This is a genomic window from Rothia sp. 27098_8_27 (assembly GCF_041432805.1).
GTDB classification, from domain to species: Bacteria; Actinomycetota; Actinomycetes; order Actinomycetales; family Micrococcaceae; genus Rothia; species Rothia mucilaginosa.
The window spans coordinates 246,958-265,441 of the sequence record NZ_JAPWAJ010000001.1 but is presented as its reverse complement, the minus strand read 5'-3'; the positions used below and the strand labels follow the sequence as shown (position 1 = coordinate 265,441).

The 18,484-nt window shown below is 59.0% G+C and carries 14 protein-coding genes and 1 tRNA gene; 6 read left to right on the top strand and 9 right to left on the bottom strand.

From position 1 onward, the window contains the following. Positions 1-219: 219 nt before the first annotated feature. Positions 220-1,806, bottom strand: a complete 1,587-nt coding sequence (locus tag O3675_RS00990) for an amidohydrolase (protein ID WP_371570356.1) — start codon at positions 1,804-1,806, stop codon at positions 220-222. A 339-nt stretch (positions 1,807-2,145) separates the two neighbouring features. On the opposite strand from O3675_RS00990, the gene O3675_RS00985 reads away from it, so the two are divergent. Further along, positions 2,146-3,231 (top strand): 2,3-butanediol dehydrogenase, encoded by a 1,086-nt coding sequence (locus O3675_RS00985; RefSeq protein ID WP_294641744.1) that lies wholly within the window; start codon positions 2,146-2,148, stop codon positions 3,229-3,231. A gap of 177 nt (positions 3,232-3,408) precedes the next feature. Here the strand turns inward: O3675_RS00985 and O3675_RS00980 are convergent. Next, positions 3,409-3,494: transfer RNA gene (locus O3675_RS00980), tRNA-Leu, on the bottom strand. 222 nt (positions 3,495-3,716) lie between these two features. Between O3675_RS00980 and pepN the strand changes: the two genes are divergently transcribed. Continuing rightward, the gene (gene pepN, locus O3675_RS00975) at positions 3,717-6,389 is read left to right on the top strand and encodes an aminopeptidase N (protein WP_371570354.1); all 2,673 of its coding nucleotides are present in this window, start codon (positions 3,717-3,719) and stop codon (positions 6,387-6,389) included. A 401-nt stretch (positions 6,390-6,790) separates the two neighbouring features. Beyond that, entirely contained in the window at positions 6,791-8,044 is a 1,254-nt protein-coding gene (locus O3675_RS00970; protein WP_371570352.1) for a hypothetical protein, read from the top strand. A 222-nt stretch (positions 8,045-8,266) separates the two neighbouring features. Here the strand turns inward: O3675_RS00970 and O3675_RS00965 are convergent, their stop codons facing one another. The 6 genes from O3675_RS00965 to O3675_RS00940 all read right to left on the bottom strand — a co-directional run bounded on the left by O3675_RS00965 (position 8,267) and on the right by O3675_RS00940 (position 13,709). Continuing rightward, on the bottom strand, positions 8,267-9,454 hold the full coding sequence (locus tag O3675_RS00965) for an LCP family protein (RefSeq protein WP_005506066.1): 1,188 nt from the start codon (positions 9,452-9,454) through the stop codon (positions 8,267-8,269). 327 nt (positions 9,455-9,781) lie between these two features. Next, a complete protein-coding gene (locus O3675_RS00960; RefSeq protein ID WP_005506069.1) occupies positions 9,782-10,036 on the bottom strand; it encodes a type B 50S ribosomal protein L31 in 255 nt (84 codons plus the stop codon). A 251-nt stretch (positions 10,037-10,287) separates the two neighbouring features. Then, positions 10,288-11,166 carry a TrmH family RNA methyltransferase gene (locus O3675_RS00955; protein ID WP_371570349.1) on the bottom strand — a complete coding sequence of 293 codons (879 nt, stop codon included), beginning with the start codon at positions 11,164-11,166 and terminating at the stop codon, positions 10,288-10,290. Then, the gene (locus O3675_RS00950; RefSeq protein ID WP_096740637.1) at positions 11,163-11,951 is read right to left on the bottom strand and encodes an ABC transporter ATP-binding protein; all 789 of its coding nucleotides are present in this window, start codon (positions 11,949-11,951) and stop codon (positions 11,163-11,165) included. Before O3675_RS00950 ends, O3675_RS00955 begins: the two co-directional genes overlap by 4 nt. 226 nt (positions 11,952-12,177) lie before the next feature. Next, complete coding sequence (locus O3675_RS00945; protein ID WP_012903562.1) at positions 12,178-12,921, bottom strand: SDR family oxidoreductase; 744 nt, start codon at positions 12,919-12,921, stop codon at positions 12,178-12,180. A gap of 71 nt (positions 12,922-12,992) precedes the next feature. Beyond that, positions 12,993-13,709 carry a beta-ketoacyl-ACP reductase gene (locus tag O3675_RS00940; RefSeq protein ID WP_005509097.1) on the bottom strand — a complete coding sequence of 239 codons (717 nt, stop codon included), beginning with the start codon at positions 13,707-13,709 and terminating at the stop codon, positions 12,993-12,995. 286 nt (positions 13,710-13,995) lie between these two features. On the opposite strand from O3675_RS00940, the gene O3675_RS00935 reads away from it, so the two are divergent. Further along, positions 13,996-14,223, top strand: a complete 228-nt coding sequence (locus O3675_RS00935) for an acetone carboxylase (protein WP_371570346.1) — start codon at positions 13,996-13,998, stop codon at positions 14,221-14,223. Between the two features lie 186 nt (positions 14,224-14,409). Then, entirely contained in the window at positions 14,410-15,138 is a 729-nt protein-coding gene (locus O3675_RS00930; RefSeq protein WP_371570344.1) for a metal-dependent hydrolase, read from the top strand. A 798-nt stretch (positions 15,139-15,936) separates the two neighbouring features. Here the strand turns inward: O3675_RS00930 and abc-f are convergent. Further along, positions 15,937-17,535, bottom strand: a complete 1,599-nt coding sequence (gene abc-f, locus O3675_RS00925) for a ribosomal protection-like ABC-F family protein (protein WP_005506088.1) — start codon at positions 17,533-17,535, stop codon at positions 15,937-15,939. Between the two features lie 291 nt (positions 17,536-17,826). Here abc-f and O3675_RS00920 point away from each other — a divergent pair, with 291 nt between their 5' ends. Continuing rightward, positions 17,827-18,468, top strand: coding sequence for a biotin transporter BioY (locus O3675_RS00920; RefSeq protein ID WP_049358339.1), 642 nt, complete (start codon positions 17,827-17,829; stop codon positions 18,466-18,468). Positions 18,469-18,484 lie beyond the last annotated feature (16 nt).

Below are 18,484 nucleotides of genomic sequence, written 5' to 3'. Positions count from 1 at the left end.
GGTCTATAAGGAAGCGGGTGTGTGCCTCGGGGTTGAATTTCCTTGGGCGGGCGTCCTTCCCCGGTGAGCTTGCTTCGTTATGTTCTATTATGCCGCAGATTTTGCGTTTTGTGTTGGGTTATTTTGCTTTTTTCGATGGGTGCTGGTGACTTTATGGGCTATGAGGGGTGTTTTTCACTCACAAAACCAAATAATGACGTTCTGACCTTTTGAGCAAGCTCACATGCCGCTAAAGTAGCCCTCCACGTCCACGGCACCGCCGGAAGCCTCAAAATCAGCACGAACCGCATCCGCCAGCTCGTCGTCGACTAGGAAGTCCAAAGCCACAGACGCCAAACCGAACGCCGCGTCCAGGGCAGCATCCACCGCCGCCGGGGTGTCCGCACAGTGCGCGAACTCCACCGTATGCATGCCGGTACCCTCGGGCGCAATCTGAATCAGCGGGTGAATACCGGGCACGCGCAGGCTCACATTACCGAAATCAGTCGAAGCCGCCAGGGTGTCGCTGACCGTTCCGGGCGGGTACGGGTGGCGACCCACCGAACGCTGAGCCGAAACCCAACGCTTCAACAGCGGGCGGTTCGTACGCACCGGCATGGTCATCGGCGAAGAATCCCACGTCACCTCCGCACTCACGCCAGCCATGAGCGCCGCACCGCGCAGCACCTCCTCAACCCGTCGCGACAACGCACGCAGAGTCGGCGCGTGCTTAGAACGGATATTAATGTGCAGGCTCGCGGAGGCAGGAATCAGATTCGGGGCATCCCCGCCATGGTCAATAATCGCGTGAATACGGTCAGAACCGGGAATCTGCTGACGCAACAAACCCAAACCCTGATACGCCAGGTTTGCCGCATCCAGGGCGTTACGACCCATAAACGGGTGCGAGGAAGCGTGCGCACTCACGCCCGTATAAGTCACGCGACATTCACGGCGACCCAACCACGCCTGATCAGCCACATCCATAAAGTAGGGGTGCACCATAATGGCGGCATCCACCCGCTCGAACGCGCCGGCGCGCGCCATCAGCTCCTTACCGGCGTCGGACTCTTCGGCGGGCGTGCCGTAGTAGAGGACCCTACCGCTGAACGCCTCGGGTCCGGTAACGAGCGCATCCGCCAGGGCAAAGAAAGCACCCAGCCCGGAGACCGCAATGACGTTGTGGCCGCAGCCGTGACCGATGCCCGGCAGCGCGTCATATTCGGAGAGAATCGCGATGGTGCGGTGTTTGGTGGGGTCGTAGTCGGCGCTGGTGAGCTCCACCTTGAAGGCGGTATCCAGGCCGAAGGCGGGGTACTCGATGCTGAGGTTCGGGTAGGCTTCGCGGACCGCATCAACGAGCGTGCGGGAGGCGAAATACTCCTCGTAGGCAGTCTCGGGGTGAGCGTGAATCGCCTTAAGAATTTCGGTCAGAGAGTCCGCGCGCGTGGCGACGGATTCGGCGAGGTCGCGGCGAATATGTGCCAGTCCACTATCTTCGTCGAGGCGGTGACCGTGATGCGCGCCGTGCCCCTTTCCATGACCGTGGCGGTTGCCGTGGCTACGTTCCTGCTCGGGCTGACCGTGGTCAGCATGTTCCTGCTCGGGATGCGCGTGCCCGCGCTTGCGGCGGTGCTCAGCGGCACGCTTACGCCGCTCGGTTTCGAGGGCAAGAATCTCGGAGTACTCGCTACCGCGCACGCAATCAGCGTCGGGCGCGTCATAGTGGCGGGTTATTGCGGCGGGTCGGTTCGGTGCCGTTCGACCGGAGCTGTCAGAAGTGGGCTGGGTGTGGGCGGCGGTGCCCTGTGCGTTCGCGTCAGTCATACTTCTACGCTACCGTCTGCGCTCGCCGGGCGCTAGATGCTCGGGCGTGATGGAGTCGAAAACACCCAAAAAGAAATTTGTGTCACATAAAAGAAAATTTGTATATATCCTAGGAATCTTTGATTCATAGGAGTAGCGTTAAGCACATGGGAGCGACAATCCAGCCGCACCCATCACCATCCGGCGCTAGCGATGCGAATGCCGGCAGGACAGTTCACAACCGGTCCAGACCATGTCGTTTGGGCCTCTGTCAATACCGTGACAGACCCATGGATGCGAACCGTACCAGCAAGCACACACCGCAGTGAGCGCCACAACCACGCTAAGGAGCTCCATCCCATGAAGGCAGCACGCTTCTACGACCGCCACGACATCCGCATTGAAGACATCCCCGCACCCGAAGCCGCTGCGGGCGAGGTTCTGGTCAAGGTCGCATGGTGCGGCATTTGCGGTACCGACCTGCACGAATACCTGGACGGCCCCATCTTCTGCCCCCAGCACGGTCATCCCCACCCCATTTCTGGTGAGGACTCCCCCGTCACCCTCGGTCACGAATTCTCCGGTGTTGTTGAGGCACTGGGCGAAGGCGTAGACGACCTTGAGGTTGGCGACCACGTTGTCGTCGAGCCCTACATCATTCGTGATGACGTTTACACCGGCCCCGACTCCAAGGACTACCACCTGTCCAAGGACATGAACTTCATCGGCCTGGCAGGTCGCGGTGGCGGTCTGTCCGAGAAGGTTGCTGTCAAGCGCCGCTGGGTTCACAAGATCCCCAACACCATTCCCCTGGACGAAGCTGCACTGATTGAGCCCCTGAGCGTTGGCTACCACGCTGTTGAGCGTGCAGGCGAGTTCGAAGAGGGCGCATTCGCACTGGTTACCGGTGCTGGCCCCATCGGCCTGCTGACCTCCGCAGTTCTGAAGGCTAAGGGCGCTAAGGTTATTATCTCCGAGCTGTCCCCGCTGCGCCGCCAGAAGGCTCTGGACTCCGGCGTTGCTGACTACGCTTTCTCCCCCGCAGAGGTTGACGTCCTGGCTGAGATTCACAAGCTGACCGACGGCCGTGGCGCTGACATCGCGTTCGAGTGCACCTCCGTTCAGCCCGCACTGGACCTGATCCTGGATGCTCTCAAGCCCACCGGTAAGGTCGTCATCGTCTCCATTTGGGGTAAGCCCGCTTCCTTGGATGTTCAGAAGGTTGTGCTCAAGGAGCTCGATATCCGTGGCACCATCGCATACGTGAACTCCCACCCGGAGACCATCAAGCTGGTTGAGTCCGGCAAGATTGACCTCAAGCCCTTCATCACCGGCAAGATCGCTGTGGAAGACCTGATTGACAAGGGCTTCGACACCCTGATCCACCACAATGAGACCGCTGTGAAGATTCTGGTCACCACCGACCCGGAGCGTCTGGCTGAGTAATCTCTCTGAACAGTACTGATTCGTTCAGTTTCAGCTGATCCAGCTGTTCTTCTAGCTTCCTTAGCGTAGCTAGTGTGGGGTGAGGTTCCATTCAAGGAGCCTCACCCCACTACTTTTTTGTGTGCTTTTTACCGGGCATACAAAAATCCCCGGTTCCGAAGAACCGGGGATTATCTGTGCGCGAGGGGGGACTTGAACCCCCACCCTCTAATACGAGGACTAGCACCTCAAGCTAGCGCGTCTGCCTATTCCGCCACCCGCGCAGGTGACTTTCGAACGTTTTCCTTTCGGTGCCGTTCGAAGCAACACGTAATACTATACGGGCTTTCTGGATACTCCGCAAATCGAAAGAGTATGTTCTGCATCACACATTATAGGTTGGTTGGTTCCCCACACCCCCAGCGATCTTCTCGCACCGTAAGTAATATGACCGGCACGCCCACTCAACTGCCATATTTTCGGTCATAACGACTAGAATAAAGAGCATGAATAATGAGAACCTCTCCCGCGAAGAAGCCGCAGAACGTTCGGCTCTCATCAGTGTCGACACCTACGACGTGCATGTCGACCTGACTAACGCCAAGGACCCCGAATTCGAGTCCTACCCCACCGTCACCACCGTCCGATTCTCCTGCAACACCCCCGGTGCAGAAACCTTCATCGACTACATCCACCACAGCGTCGACTCCGTTAAGCTCAACGGCACCGAACTGACCCTGGCTGATGTCGTCGACGGCGCACGCATCACCCTGCCCAACCTGCAGGCAGAAAACGTGCTCACCATTCACGGTCGCTCCTACTACTCCCGCTCCGGCGAAGGTATGCACCGCTACTTCGACCCCTCCGACGGTCGCGTCTACCTGTACACCCAGTATGAGCCCTCCGACTGCCGCCGAGTCTTCCCGAACTTCGAGCAGCCCGATCTGAAGGCAGTCTTCAACTTCCGCATCACCGCGCCCAAGGACTGGGTCGTCAGCTCCAACGGCGTACTCGAAAGCCAGGTCGTAGACCCCACCGACGACTCCATCACCAAGCGAGTCTTCTCCCCCACCGCAAAGATCTCCACCTACATCACCGCAATCGTCGCCGGCGAATACTTCACCGCAACCACCACCTACAAGCCCAAGAGCAAGGTCAACAGCGGCGACATCCCCCTGGTCGCATACTGCCGCCAGTCCCTCAAGCCGCACTTCGACTACGACCACATCTTCATGGTCACCAAAAACGGCCTGGACTTCTTCCAGGACCTCTTCGACTACCCCTACCCGTACCCCAAGTACGAGCAGGCATTCGTGCCCGAATACAACATCGGCGCAATGGAGAACCCCGGCCTGGTCACCTTCACCGAAGACTACATCTTCGTCTCCGGCGCAACCGAGGACGACCTCGAAGGCCGCACCAACACCATCTGCCACGAAATGGCACACATGTGGTTCGGCGACCTCGTCACCATGAAGTGGTGGGACGACCTGTGGCTCAAGGAATCCTTCGCAGACTTCATGGGCACCCTCGGCGCTAAGGAAGCCAACAACTTCAACGACGCATGGGTCACCTTCGCGAACAACCGCAAGGCTTGGGCATACATGCAGGACCAGCTGCCCACCACCCACCCCATCGTTGCTGACATCCCCCACCTGGAAGCAGCATCGCAGAACTTCGACGGCATCACCTACGCAAAGGGCGCATCCGTGCTCAAGCAGCTGGTCGCCTACGTCGGCTTCGACACCTTCATCGAGGCAGCACGCGTGTACTTCAAGCGCTTCGAGTGGGGCAACACCTCCCTGAACGACTTCCTGCAGGTACTCAACGAGGTGTCCGGCCGTGACATGCAGGCATGGGCTAACGCATGGCTGCAGACCTCCGGCGTGTCCGCACTGGGCACCAAGCGTGTCTACGGCGAAGACGGCCAGCTCACCGACCTGATCCTCACCCAGGAACTGCCCGCACAGCAGCCCGCAGGTCTGGGCCGCCCCCACGTGGCAAAGCTGGAAACCTTCGCGCTGACCGACGGCAAGCTCGTCTCCACCGGCCTGCTCTCCCTCGAGTACCCGGCAGAGCCCGTTTCCGAGCACCGCGTGGAGCTCACCGAGGAGCAGAAGAAGCTCGTCGGCGAAGCTGACCTGCTCATGCTCAACGCAGAAGACCACACCTACGCCAAGGTTGCTCTGACCGACGAAGACGGCCTGCAGGCAGCTATCGAAGGTGTCTCCACCCTCGAATCCGCGCTCTCCCGCGGCCTCATCTGGGGCTCCCTCTGGGAGAACGTGCGCGATGCACGCCTGCCCGTCACCACCTACGTCGACGCAGTCGTACGCAACGTCTCCAAGGAACCGAGCGCATCCCTGCTGGGCACCATGGTCAACAACGCACAGGTCGCTATCGCAACCTTCTCCGCACCCACCGGCCGCGAGCGTCTCTACGACGCTCTCTACGACGCATTCGCAGCCGCACTGGCGCAGGCTAAGCCCGGCTCCGACGAGCAGCTGATTCTGCTGCGCGCCCTGATTTCGGTCTCCACCAACGCGACCAAGGGTGAAGAGCTCTGCCGCGATATTGCCCGCGGTGCTTTCGAAGACACCACCGGCGATATTGCTGACGCAACCGGCATTCCTTACGACCAGAACCTGGGTTGGAGTGCACTGGGTGCGCTCGCAAGCCGCGACCTAGTGACCGTTGAGGATCTGGACCGTGCGGCGAAGTACAGCCCCTCCTCGATTTCTTCGAATGGTTACGCGTACGCGATTGCTGCCCTGCCCTCTGCTGAGCGTAAGGCAGCCGCGTACAAGACCATCATGGAAGACGAGTCGCTGTCGAACGACGCTCTGGCTTCGACCATTAACGGTTTTGCTCGCGGTCCGGTTGAGCTGCGTGAGTCCTACTACGACTCCTACTTTGAGGCTCTGCTGCCCATTTGGGCGTCCCGTTCGATTGGTATGGCGACCCGCATTGTGCGTGGCCTGTACCCGAAGGCTCCGTACAACACCGGCTCCACCGAGGGTCTGGGTGTTGAGGGTAACCCCTCCGTTGCGTTGGCTCAGCGTTGGCTGGAGGCGAACCCCGAGGCTCCTTCGGCTCTGCGTCGTCTGGTTCTGGAGGCTCAGGATCACGGCCACCGTTCGATTGTGGCGCAGAAGTTCAATGCCTCCCTGCAGGACTAAGCTGCATGGTTTGAGGGCTTGTGGCGGGGTGTGAGCCGGTATCTAGGCTAGGTTCCGCTCTCCCCCGCTAGGTTCTCTAGCCTCTTTGAGAGACTGCCGTTCGGCACGCTCCCGGTAACGTACCAGGACGTGCCGGGCGGTGGTCTTTTTCTGGCTCATCTATAGAATTCATAGCGGCGGTATGCCGTCCAAATATTTCCCTCATACAGCGGTTCATGCGCTGGCATGGGCGCTTACTGGCGGGGCAGTTTCGCGGGGTAGTTTCACTGGGGCACAAAACTATGTGCACCCGGTGCTAAAAGACAGATAAATGTCACCCGTTTTTGTAAGCTGTCCACCCTGAAAGCATGAGAGAATAGACTAGGTATCCGCTCGCTTAGACACATCAGAAGGAGTTTTCAGTGGTCGATTACGCACTCGGTGACCGCGGTAGCGTTGACATTGTCACCGATGATTACTACGAAGCAGAAACCCTCCAAATCTTTGAGGAACTGCACATCGACCGTGAACGTATCTGGTACGGTGAAGCGCGCCTCGTTCCCGAACCGGATAACCCCTACGAGCCCAATAGCATCGCCGTCTACATTGACGAATTCAAGGTAGGCCGCATGAGCGCGGCAGACTCCGCCGCGTACTGGGATTCTATTACCCGCGTGGTCGCCTCCGGCTACGAACCCATCGCGCACCTGCAGCTTTCCGCCGTTGCCGTGCGTGCTGAAGGCGGCGGCATGCACGTGAAGAGCACCGGTGTGCTCTCCCTGTCCGCACCCGGTTCCCTCTTCCCCCTCAACGACGCACCGACCCGCGCGACCCTGCTGCCCCAGGGCCCGTCGATGAAGGTGCTCGACGAGAAGGAACACTCCGAATACCTGCACAGCATCCTGCCGCCCAGCGGTGAAGGCCGCGTGATCCTGACCCTGGAAGCGAACCAGCTCAAGACCTCCGACGGCCGTTTCGTTGACAGTGTTGAGGTGCGCCACGACCGCAAGCTTGTGGGCCGCCTGAGCACCCAGATGTCTGAGCAGCTGACGCCCGTCATCCGTTACGCTTTTGAGAACGACCGCCTCACCAGCGCGTGGGGCACTATTCGCGGTAACACCCTCGAGCTGTCCCTGACCGTTCAGGCTGCACGCCCCGCCGATATTCCGCAGGAATGGTATGAGACCCTGCCCAACAACGTTCCGGCTCTGCTACCCGTCGGTGAAGAGTACGATGTGCCCGCCGCATTCGTCCCCACCGAAGGTGAACGCCACTACCTGGAGTCCTCCGCACAGCAGGCACCGAAGAGGCGCCGCGGCTTCATGAGCTCCCTGACCGGCGGCTCCTCCGCACCCGAGCCGGCTCGTAGCGAACTCGCCGCAGAGAAGCCCGTCATCGAGTACAGCATTGAGGAAGAAGAATACTACGAGCCGAACGAGCGTGACCGTCTGCTGAACCTGATCAAGGGTGCAGGCCTCGCCGTTCTGGTCGCCGGCCTAATCTCGATACTGTGGACCCCGATGCTCGGCATCCTCATCGCTATCCTAGGTGGCGCTGTTGCGGCAGTCGCTTTCTACTTTGGCCGTCAGCCCTACCACGAAGGCTACGAGGACTACGACGAGTACGAGGAAGAATATGAAGAGACCGACGAGGCTGAAGAAGACTCGAAAGCATAAATTCCTCTGCTACAGGGCGTAAAGATACAACGCAACGATACAAAAGGGGCGGCTACCCCACCACCGCGGTGAGGTAGCCGCCCCTTTTGTGTGCCCCAGCAGCCCTCTAAACGCTAACGAGGCGCTTCCAAGTGTCTGCATCCCGGTAGCTTCCCGGAAGCAGTTAAAAACCAGCGGGGGTGAAAGCTCATACAAGCTTTCACCCCCGCAAGGAGTTAGACCTTAGTCCTGACCGTAAGTCGCCATGAACTGATCCATCGTGTCATTCTGCAAAGCATGTGCCAACTGAGCATTTGCCGCCTGGTTAACCAGAATGATTGACTGACCGTCATAGGACCAACCCGGGCCAGCGTTCGGCAGAGTGGTCATGCGCATCGTAGTGTCACCGCTGGTCAGCACCGGAGCCGCAATCTGAGCAATCTGCGCCGCATTCAGACCCTGGTCCACGCGCATATAGTCGGTCAGAGACTCGATAGAAGACTGGAAAGATGCCACGTTGCTCAACGCACCCTTAGCCTTCATCGTGTTGTACAGACCGCGCAGGAACGCACGCTGGTTACGAACACGCTGGTAGTCACCATCAGCGAAAGAGTAACGTTCACGAACAAAGCTCAAAGCGCCACTGCCGTTGAGGTGCATCAGACCCGGGGTAAAGGTCCAGACATTACTGGTGAATGCGAAGGGAACCTGGACATCCACGCCACCAATGGCATTCACGAGAGACTTGAAGCCCTCAAACTCAATCTCAGCCACGTGGTCGATTTTGACGCCAACCAGGTTTTCGATGGTAGCAACCTGTAGGGAAACACCGCCGTAGTTCAGCGCCGCGTTCACCTTAGCCGTACCGTAACCGGGAATATCAACCCAGGTGTCACGCATAATCGAGATGATGTACACACCCTTGCCGTCAGCCGGGATGTGCATCAGCATGATGGTGTCCGCACGGGAACCGCTCACCAGAGCTGCATCAGCACCAGTACGGGTATCGCTACCGAGCAACAGGATGTTCTTGCCGGGTCCCTTAATGACGCCGTAATTGTATCCGTTGTCCAAGATACCGTCACCATCTGCGTCGTGCTCGCTGGCGTTAGCTGCAAGAGCCGCAGCAGCATCGGAGCCGTTAGCGTTGGTACCGTTCTTGCCGGTATCCGAGTTGGTCACGGTCGGAGCCTTCAGCTCCGTCACGTTGAGCTTCTTAGCCTCGCCAAGCTGCTCCTTAATTTTGCTGAGATCTTCGTCCACCTTAGTGATGGAATCAAACTTCTCGGTCTTGCTATCCCAGGTGTGGCCAGCACGCCAAATAAAGAAACCAATACCGAGGGTAATAACCAGCAGAAGAATCAGCAGGATCAGCAGGACACGCTTGACCCATTTCTTCTTCTGCGACGGTTCAGAGTGAGCGTCGCTCATTAAGTTGTCCTTTGTTTGAGGTGGTGATACGCGAGGTGCGTAGCGCATCCAGCGAAGTCTCTAGAATACAGAGAGCCGGAAAATAACCCGCCGATATGGGGCGGTGCTGGAGGGCACAGAAAATGCACAGCTCGCAAAATACTTTCCCATTGTAACGCCGTCAGCGGGTCTACGCACCAGTGAGCGAAAGGTTTTACATTACAACTTTCCTCACGTTTGTGCGAGTTATTTTGCTATGTGCCGCAGAACGCACAATGCCCCGCCTCCCTGAAAGCCAAGGAGAACGGGGCATTGATTTCGCTAAAAAGCAAAACTGGGAAAGAAGATTTACTTCTTGCCGAAGTTGCCGAAGCGTGCGTTGAAGCGCTCGACGCGACCTGCGGAGTCCATGATGCGCTGCTTACCGGTGTAGAACGGGTGCGACTCGGACGAGATTTCAACCTCGACGATCGGGTACTCGTTGCCGTCTTCCCACTTCTCGGTCTTGTCCGAGGTCATGGTGGAACGGGTCAGGAAGACCTTGCCGGATGCGAGGTCGCGGAACAGAACCAGGTTGTAGTCCGGGTGGATTTCTGCCTTCATTGATTACCTTCTTCTGCTACTGGATTTTGCCAGTAGCCCTTATATAGATGGAGTAGGTTTTTCGATGTGCAGCTATCGAGAAAATCTCAGAGCGCATCACCATTGTGCCCGCATAGGGCGTGCACAACCCATTAAGGGTACCACCTTCACGGATTAAATCCCAGTACATTCCCTCACAGGCACCAACCTACACAACGCAAGGCACCCGAAGAAGGCGCTCGCGCTGGTTAAAAATCAGGTGAGAACTCAGGTTATGAGCGCGGGCGGGTCTCCCAGAACGCCACGGCACTCGCCGCCGCAACATTCAAAGAATCCACACCGTGCGACATCGGAATCATCACCGTATCGTCACACGCCGCCAAGGTGCGGGGCGACAGACCGTGCCCCTCCGTGCCCAGAATCAGCGCAAGCTTATCATCCCGGCGGGCAGACAGCTCCTCCAGGGTCAGCGAGTCCTCTTCCAGCGCGAGCGCGGCGCTCTTAAAGCCCAGCTCGTGCAGGGTCTGCAGGTCGGCAGGCCACGACTCCAGGCGAGCCCACGGCACCTGAAAAACAGTACCCATCGACACGCGAATCGAGCGGCGATACAGCGGATCAGCGCACCGCGGAGTCACCAGCACAGCATCCACGTTCAGCGCGGCAGCCGAACGGAAAATAGCTCCCACATTCGTGTGGTCCACGATATCTTCCAAAATCGCCACGCGAGAGGCACCCTGCAACAACTGCTCCAGGGGCTGCGGCGCCGGACGAGCCATCGCTGCCAAGGCGCCACGATGCAGATGAAAACCGGTCACCTGCTCCAGCTGCTCCTCACTACCCACATACGCGGGAGTGTCAGAATGGGCGCACAGAACATCCGCCAAATCATCAGCCCACTTCTCACTCATCAGGAAAGAAACGGGCTGATGACCGGCAGCGAGCGCACGACGAATCACCTTCGAAGACTCCGCAATGTAAATACCCCACTGCGGCTCCATGGCGCTACGGAGCTTCACATCGGTCAGCTGCGTGTAGTAGCGCAAAGCCTGCTCGGGTGCCTGCGCCAGAGCCGTGACCGATTCGATGGCGTAGACACGCTCGGCACGCTCAGCAATCTGTTCGGCGCTCAGCTGCTTCGGGGCACGGCTCATGCGCGCTTGAACGCGGAGTAACGACCCGCGGAGGTGACGGTCAGAGCCAGGTCCATATCGTAGGTTGCTGCGAGGTTCGCCTCGGTAATGGTGGACAGGATCGGGCCGGCGGCGACCACGCCACCGTCACGGACCAGCAGAGCGTGGGTGAAGCCCGCCGGGATTTCCTCGAGGTGGTGGGTGATGAGCACGGTAGCCGGTGCGTAGGGGTCAGCGGCAAGCGCGGTCAGACGCTCAACCAAGTCCTCACGGCCGGAGATGTCCATGCCTGCGCCGGGCTCATCCAGCAGCAGCAGTTCGGGGTCGGTCATGAGGGCGCGGGCAATCAGTGCACGCTTGCGCTCGCCGTCGGAGAGGGAGCCGAAGGTGCGGTCAGCGAGGGTGTCGACACCCCAGTCAGCCAGCAGCTCGGTGGCGCGCTCGTCGTCCATGACGTCGTATTCTTCCTTCCAGCGGCCGGACACAGCGTACGCTGCGGTCACGACAACGTCGGAAACCTTCTCGTTGGCGGGAATCTGGTTTGCCGAAGCACCGGAAGACAGACCAATGCGCGGGCGCAGGTCGAACACGTCAACAGCGCCGAGGGTCTCATCAAGGATTTCAACCTCGCCGCTGGTCGGGTGCAAGCGGGCTGCCGCAATCGAAAGCAGAGTGGACTTACCGGCGCCGTTGGGGCCCAGAACGACCCAGCGTTCACCTTCGTTCACAGTCCAGGAAACGTCGTTGAGAATCTTGCGGCCGCCGCGAATCACGGAGACATTCTGAAGGTTGAGTACGGTGCTCATGGTTCTTCTTCCAGTGAGTTAGATGGATGGGATGCGCCCCCACCCCGCAACCCGTGCCGGGTTATCGGAGCGGTTGGCGCATAGTGCGCGGGTACCCCACATTGGGTTCCTCGCGCGAAGCCTTAGGGCTATAGGTGCCGCCGCGTCAGGGGCGGCGCGCCTCATCAAATGTACCTTGTCAGAGGGGCGGGCGCATCCGCAACGGCACCTATAGCGGCTGAAGTTATTAGTCGATGAAGCCGCGTGCGCCGCCGACCAGCTCAACGTGGCCGGTCTCAACGTCTGCGGTGACCATCTTCGCGATTTCCTGCGCGAACTCGTTGACGGTGTAGAGCTTGCCGGCGGTCTCGCGGCGCTGCTCAATAGCGCCGGGGTGCAGGCGGTTCAGCAGGGTTGCGGTGACGGTGCCTTCAATCATGTCAGCGGACACGACGACCAGGGAGATACCCTTCTCGGAAAGTGCGGGGATCTCGGCGATCAGTGCGTCTTCGCCTGCGCGCTTGGACTCTGCGACGGGCTTGTACTCGTCCATGGTCTCAACCTCGCGGATGAAGTGCGCCTGGTGGCTGGTCACGAACACGATGCGTGCGCCTTCGGGCATCTTCTCTGCAGCCAGGCGTGCCAGGTTCAGCTGTGCGTCACGGTTCAGACGCATTGCGTAGTCTTCGCCCATGCCGGATTCCATGCCGCCCGACGCGTTCAGGATCAGGTAGTCCAGGGAACCGAAGGTCTCCACGGCGGTGTTGACGAGGTTCTGCAGGTCCTCATTGTTGGTCACGTCAGCCTGCACTGCGATTGCCTTGCCGCCAGCCTCTTCAATAGCCTTGACAATCTTGTTCGCGCGCGGTGCCTTGGAGCGGTAGTTCACCACGATGTTCGCGCCCTCAGCGGCGAGAATCTGTGCGGTGTCTGCGCCAACGCCGCGGGAGGAGCCGGTAATGATGATGGTCTTGCCGGTCAGCTGTGCCATAGTTTTATGTCCTTAAGTCTAGAAAGGGTGCGCCCACGCTCGGGCGCTTCATGCAGTCCGTACGGGTGGGGTTAGTGACCCATGCCCAGGCCGCCATCAACGGGGATGACCGCGCCAGAAATGTAGCTAGCCTCATCGGATGCGAGCCAGCGAATCACGCGAGCGACCTCTTCCGCCTCCGCGAAACGACCAGCCGGGATGGATGCGAGGTAGTTCTTCTTGGTTTCTTCGGGCAGAACCTCGGTCATTGCGGTGTTAATGAAGCCCGGTGCCACCACGTTAGCGGTGATGTTGCGGCCGCCCAGCTCACGGGTGATGGAGCGTGCCATACCGACCAGTGCAGCCTTGGACGCGGAGTAGTTGACCTGGCCGGGGGAACCGTACAGACCCACCACGGAGGAAACCAGAATGATGCGGCCGCGCTTGAGCTTCAGCATGCCCTTGATGGCGCGCTGAACCACGCGGAAAGAACCGGTGAGGTTGGTGTCGACAACGTCGGTGAAGTCGGATTCCTTCATGCGCATCAGCAGCATGTCGCGGGTGATACCTGCGTTGGCGACCAGCACCTCCACGGGACCGAATTCTGCTTCAATTTCCTTGAATGCTTCGTTAATGCTGTCGGCATCGCGTACATCTGCCTTGACGGCGAAAAATTCTTCGGGGGCTTCACCGCTACGGTAGGTGATGCAGACGTTGTGGCCTGCTGCCTGGAATTCCTTGGCAATTTCGTAGCCGATGCCTCGGTTGCCGCCGGTGACCAGCACGGTCTTGGGAGTGTTCTCGCTCATGAGCTTCCTTGATGAGTCGACCCCTCACGCTCAGCGCCGATGCAGCGGCTACACGGTTGGGGTGTGGACGGATGGACAGACAAACCCTATTTTACCGCGTTTTAGCGCAAAGGTGCCGCAGGCTACACTCCACGCTTGAACACTGAACACCTGCTCCCCTTCTTTTACATGCCTTATCGGGCGCGTACACTAGCTGAAGCGGAACAGCCCGCACCCCTTTTCTGCCCGGTCGCGCGGGCACGGAATAACACCGCACGTCGAGGCGCAATAGTAAGGATAAGAAGACATGGATCTGCTCGGTTCACTTTCTCAGGATGCACAGCCCGAGTACGCCAAGTGCTCCCGCAAGAGCTGCCAGCAGGCAGCAGAATTTCAGCTACTCTGGAACAACCCGAAGGTGCACACCCCCGAGCGCCGCAAGATTTGGTTGGCGTGCTCCGAGCACGTGGGTTGGCTGGAGAATTACCTGCGCGAGCGCGAATTCTGGAAGCAGACTCTGCCCTTTGAGGGGTAGTGCCATTGAGAGGTGATGCCGCTTAAGGTGGCGCCGTTTGAGGGATAACCCCACCTATCGAAAGTAGTTTCGATATATGCTATATTTGTTCTAATTAGTTCGGGTGAACATCCCGGCGCACTGGGTAATCACACTCGCAGGGCAACCACACTCGCTGAGCAATCGCATTCAAGGAGGCACCTCCCCATGATGGGCTATTCGCACACCGTCAGCGCCGCAGCTGGCTGGCTAGTGCTCGTCGAAACGGGAGTGGCGCAGGTTCCCGATACCCCCACCCTCATCGTGACCACCCTGGCATGCGCCGGTGCGGGCATGCTACCGGATATTGACCACCACAACGGCAGTATCGCCAACTCCATCCCGCCCATTTCACGCTGGGTAGCACGCATTGTCGGGGCAGTCAGCGGCGGACATCGCAAGGGAACGCACTCCATTTTGGGTCTGGTAGCTTTCTGGGCAATTGCCTATTTCAGCGCCAACCTGAGCTACAACGGAATCCCCTGGGCTTCACTGCTTCTTGCCGCATTCTCGGGCGGTCTGGCATTGCGCGTGCTCGGCGCACCGGGTGGATGGATCGGTGCCGTCGCCCTCGGGTACGCCGCCTACACGACTGATTCGCTAGCACTACTCCCCTGGGCTATTTCGGTCGGTGCGACCATCCACCTGATTGGCGACCTGCTGACAACCCGCGGACTGCTGCCCCTCTACCCCATTGTTATCAAACCCCTGGTGGCGTCCCCCCTATGGAAAAAGAGCGGCTACATGGCACTGCCAATCCTGGGTGATGCCGGCAGCGTACGCGAGAAGGCACTCGTTCTAGCACTGACCGGGTACGTCGCCTGGTACGCGGCGGCCATGATGGGCTTTACCGAATACCCTCTGCAGATGTTCGGGCTGGGTATTCACGCCGCATAACCCACAGAACTCAGGCGACATCGCCCAGACAGTAGCGTTCAAATAACAGAATTTAGACAGCAAAGCGCCCCGTCACTTCCCTATGGAAGCGGCGGGGCGCTTTTCTAATCCTTATCCCGACCTATCGGGGTGAGAGATTAAGCGTCCTGGATGGGCCAGAAGACGTCAACCTCAACGTTCTCTTCACCGGAGGTGGGGTACTTCTCGAACTCAGTGTTGTGCATTGGTAGTTCTCCTTCGTGAGCGGGCGGGAATCTCTTCTCCCCCGCGTTAGCTCACCATCAGTAGTGAGCCCTAATGTTTCGCATTTGCGTCCTCGCAATGGCGGGAACAGTTATAAGTCTACGCCCCACGCATGTTGTGTTTCTACCATTTTTCCCACAATGTATGTAGAGACACATGAAAAATTCAAAAAGCCCACACAGACCCCCTGAAATATCGACTGAGAGCTTTTCTTTTACCCGGAAAAACCCACAAGGCAACATTATTTCCCGTCAAATACGCCGCAAGTTTCGCGTGTCGGAACTCACAAATCACATGCACGGGAACGCAATTACACCACATATAATCAGAAAACAATACAAGCCCACGGGTCAGGTCACATTTTTCCGCACTATTCACGAGAAAAATACCGACAATATCTCCGCTACACATTTTCAGAACACAAAAAATACGCCCTGGACAATACGCCCCGAACAATAAAACAACGCGCAATACATGCAAAGAGGCCCCGGCACCACACGGCACCGGAGCCTCCCCCGTACTTTTATGTCGGCTTTGATGTTCAGCGAATATTGCTTACGCCAGCGAAATCAGATCCTGGTAATCCTTCGACCATAGGTCCTCCACCGCATCCGGCAGAAGCAGCACACGCTCGGGGTCGAGCGCCTCCACGGCACCCTCATCGTGAGAAACCATCACGATAGCGCCCTGGTACGCCTTCAACGCGTTCAGAATCTCCTCACGCGAGGCGGGGTCCAGGTTGTTGGTCGGCTCATCGAGCAGCAGCACGTTCGCGCTCGATGCCACCAGGGTCGCCAGGGACAGGCGGGTCTTCTCACCACCGGAAAGCACACCGGCAGGCTTATCCACATCATCACCGGAGAACAGGAACGAACCCAAAATCGTGCGCACGCGGGTGTCATCCAGATCCGGCGCGGCAGACTTCATGTTCTCAAAGACAGTGCGGTCACCATCAAGAATTTCGTGTTCCTGCGCAAAATAGCCCAGCTTCGCACCGTGACCGTACACGACCTCACCCGTATCAGGCTTGGTGGAACCAGCCAGCATGCGCAGCAGAGTGGTCTTACCGGCACCGTTCAGGCCCAGCACCACCACGCGCGAACCGCGGTCAATCGCCAAATCAACGTCCGTGAAAATCTCCAGAGAGCCATAGGACTTCGACAGACCCTGAGCAGACAGCGGAGTCTTACCGCACGGCGCCGGATCCGGGAAGCGAATCGCCGCAACCTTATCGCTCTGACGCTCATCCTCCAGGCCGCGCAGAAGCTTCTCAGCACGCTTAATCATCTGCTGAGCAGCAACAGCCTTCGTCGCCTTCGCGCGCATCTTATTCGCCTGCTCCATCAGAGCATTCGCCTTCTTCTGCGCATTCGCACGCTCACGCTTGCGGCGGTGCTCATCCTGCTCACGCTGAGTCAGGTAGTTCTTCCAGCCCATGTTGTACTGGTCAATCACGCAGCGGTTCGCGTCCAGGTAGAAGACGCGGTTGACGACCAGCTCCATCAGGTCAACATCGTGGCTAATGACCATCAGGCCGCCCGAGAAGTTCTTCAAGAAATCGCGCAGCCACAGAATCGAGTCGGCGTCCAGGTGGTTGGTCGGCTCATCCAGAAGCATGGTGTCCGCATTGGAGAAAAGAATACGCGCCAGCTCCACACGGCGACGCTGACCACCCGACAGAGTAGACAGCGGCTGGGCGAGCACACGCTCCGGCAAGTCCAGGTTGGAGGTGATGACCGCCGCCTCCGACTCAGCCGCGTAGCCGCCACCGGCAATGAACTCAGCCTCAAGACGGTCGTAGCGGCGCATACCCTTAGCGCGCACCGCCGGGTCTTCACTCGCCATATCGTCCTGCGCCTGACGCATCTTACGCGCCACACCGTCCAGGCCACGCGCCGAAAGGATGCGGTCACGCGCCAGCTGGCTCATGTCATCCACCTTCGGGTCCTGCGGAAGGTAGCCGATAGTGCCGCTGCGGGTCACCGTACCGTCAGCGGGCAGGGTCAGACCGGCAAGCACCTTAGTCATAGTGGTCTTACCGGCACCGTTGCGGCCCACCAGACCGATCTTGTCGCCCTTATCGATGCGGAAGGTGACCTCTTCCATGAGCAGGCGTGCGCCTGCACGCAATTCGAGGTTCTGTACAGCAATCATGGGTGCCTTTCCGGATGGCGGTCTGGTGTGTGGGTTGATAGTGCTCGGTAGGCGGGATTCGCCGGGCTAGAGGCGGCGAGCACGCAGAGCACCTCATCAATTTTAGTGCAGGCGTGCCGAGTGCGCATGTGGGGCACCTTTTGTTTTTGTGGTGTGCGGTGTACTATACATACCGGACACCACTCATAGAACATTGTTCAAAACTGGGTTGTGACAAGCAGTCAACTACCGCCACCCTCAACTCTGTAGAAAAATCTGCAGAGCAATACGCATCAAAGGAGTACCACCCCAATGACCGATTCCGTGCGCGAATCAGCCCAGGAACCCCAGGCAACTCAGGCACCGCGCCGTAACGTAGCGGCAAAGACCTCCCTCGCCACCGACCTCTCCCTCATCGCAGTGTTCGCGGGCTTCATCGCCGCGCTCGCCATCATGCCCGCCGTCAGCTTGGGCGGCGTTGCGGTTCCCTTCACCTTCCAGACCCTCGGCATTTACATCACCGCACAGGTGCTCGGCGGCAAGCGTGCCACCGCCTCCGTGGCGCTGTACCTGCTGGTTGGTTTCGCTGGCCTGCCCATCTTCGCTAAGGGCGGCGCCGGTTTGGGTACGCTCGCCTCCCCGAGTGCCGGCTACCTGCTCGGCTTCCTGCCCTTCGCCGCTATTGCCGGTACCCTCGCCTACCTGTTCACCCGCAACACCCGTTCGATTGGTGCGACCTTCCTTATGGCTCTGGTCGCGAACTTCTGCGGTTTTGTGGTTCTGACCGCCTGCGGTATCGCCGGTATGATGGTGAACGCCCACATGACTTTTAACGCCGCATTCAGCGCGGCAATGGTGTTCGTTCCCTGGGATCTGGTGAAGTCCACGATCGCGGTTCTGGTTGGTTTGTCGGTACGCCGCGCCTTCCCGTCCCTGGCTTCTGCCCAGCGTTAAAAGCACACGATGTGCC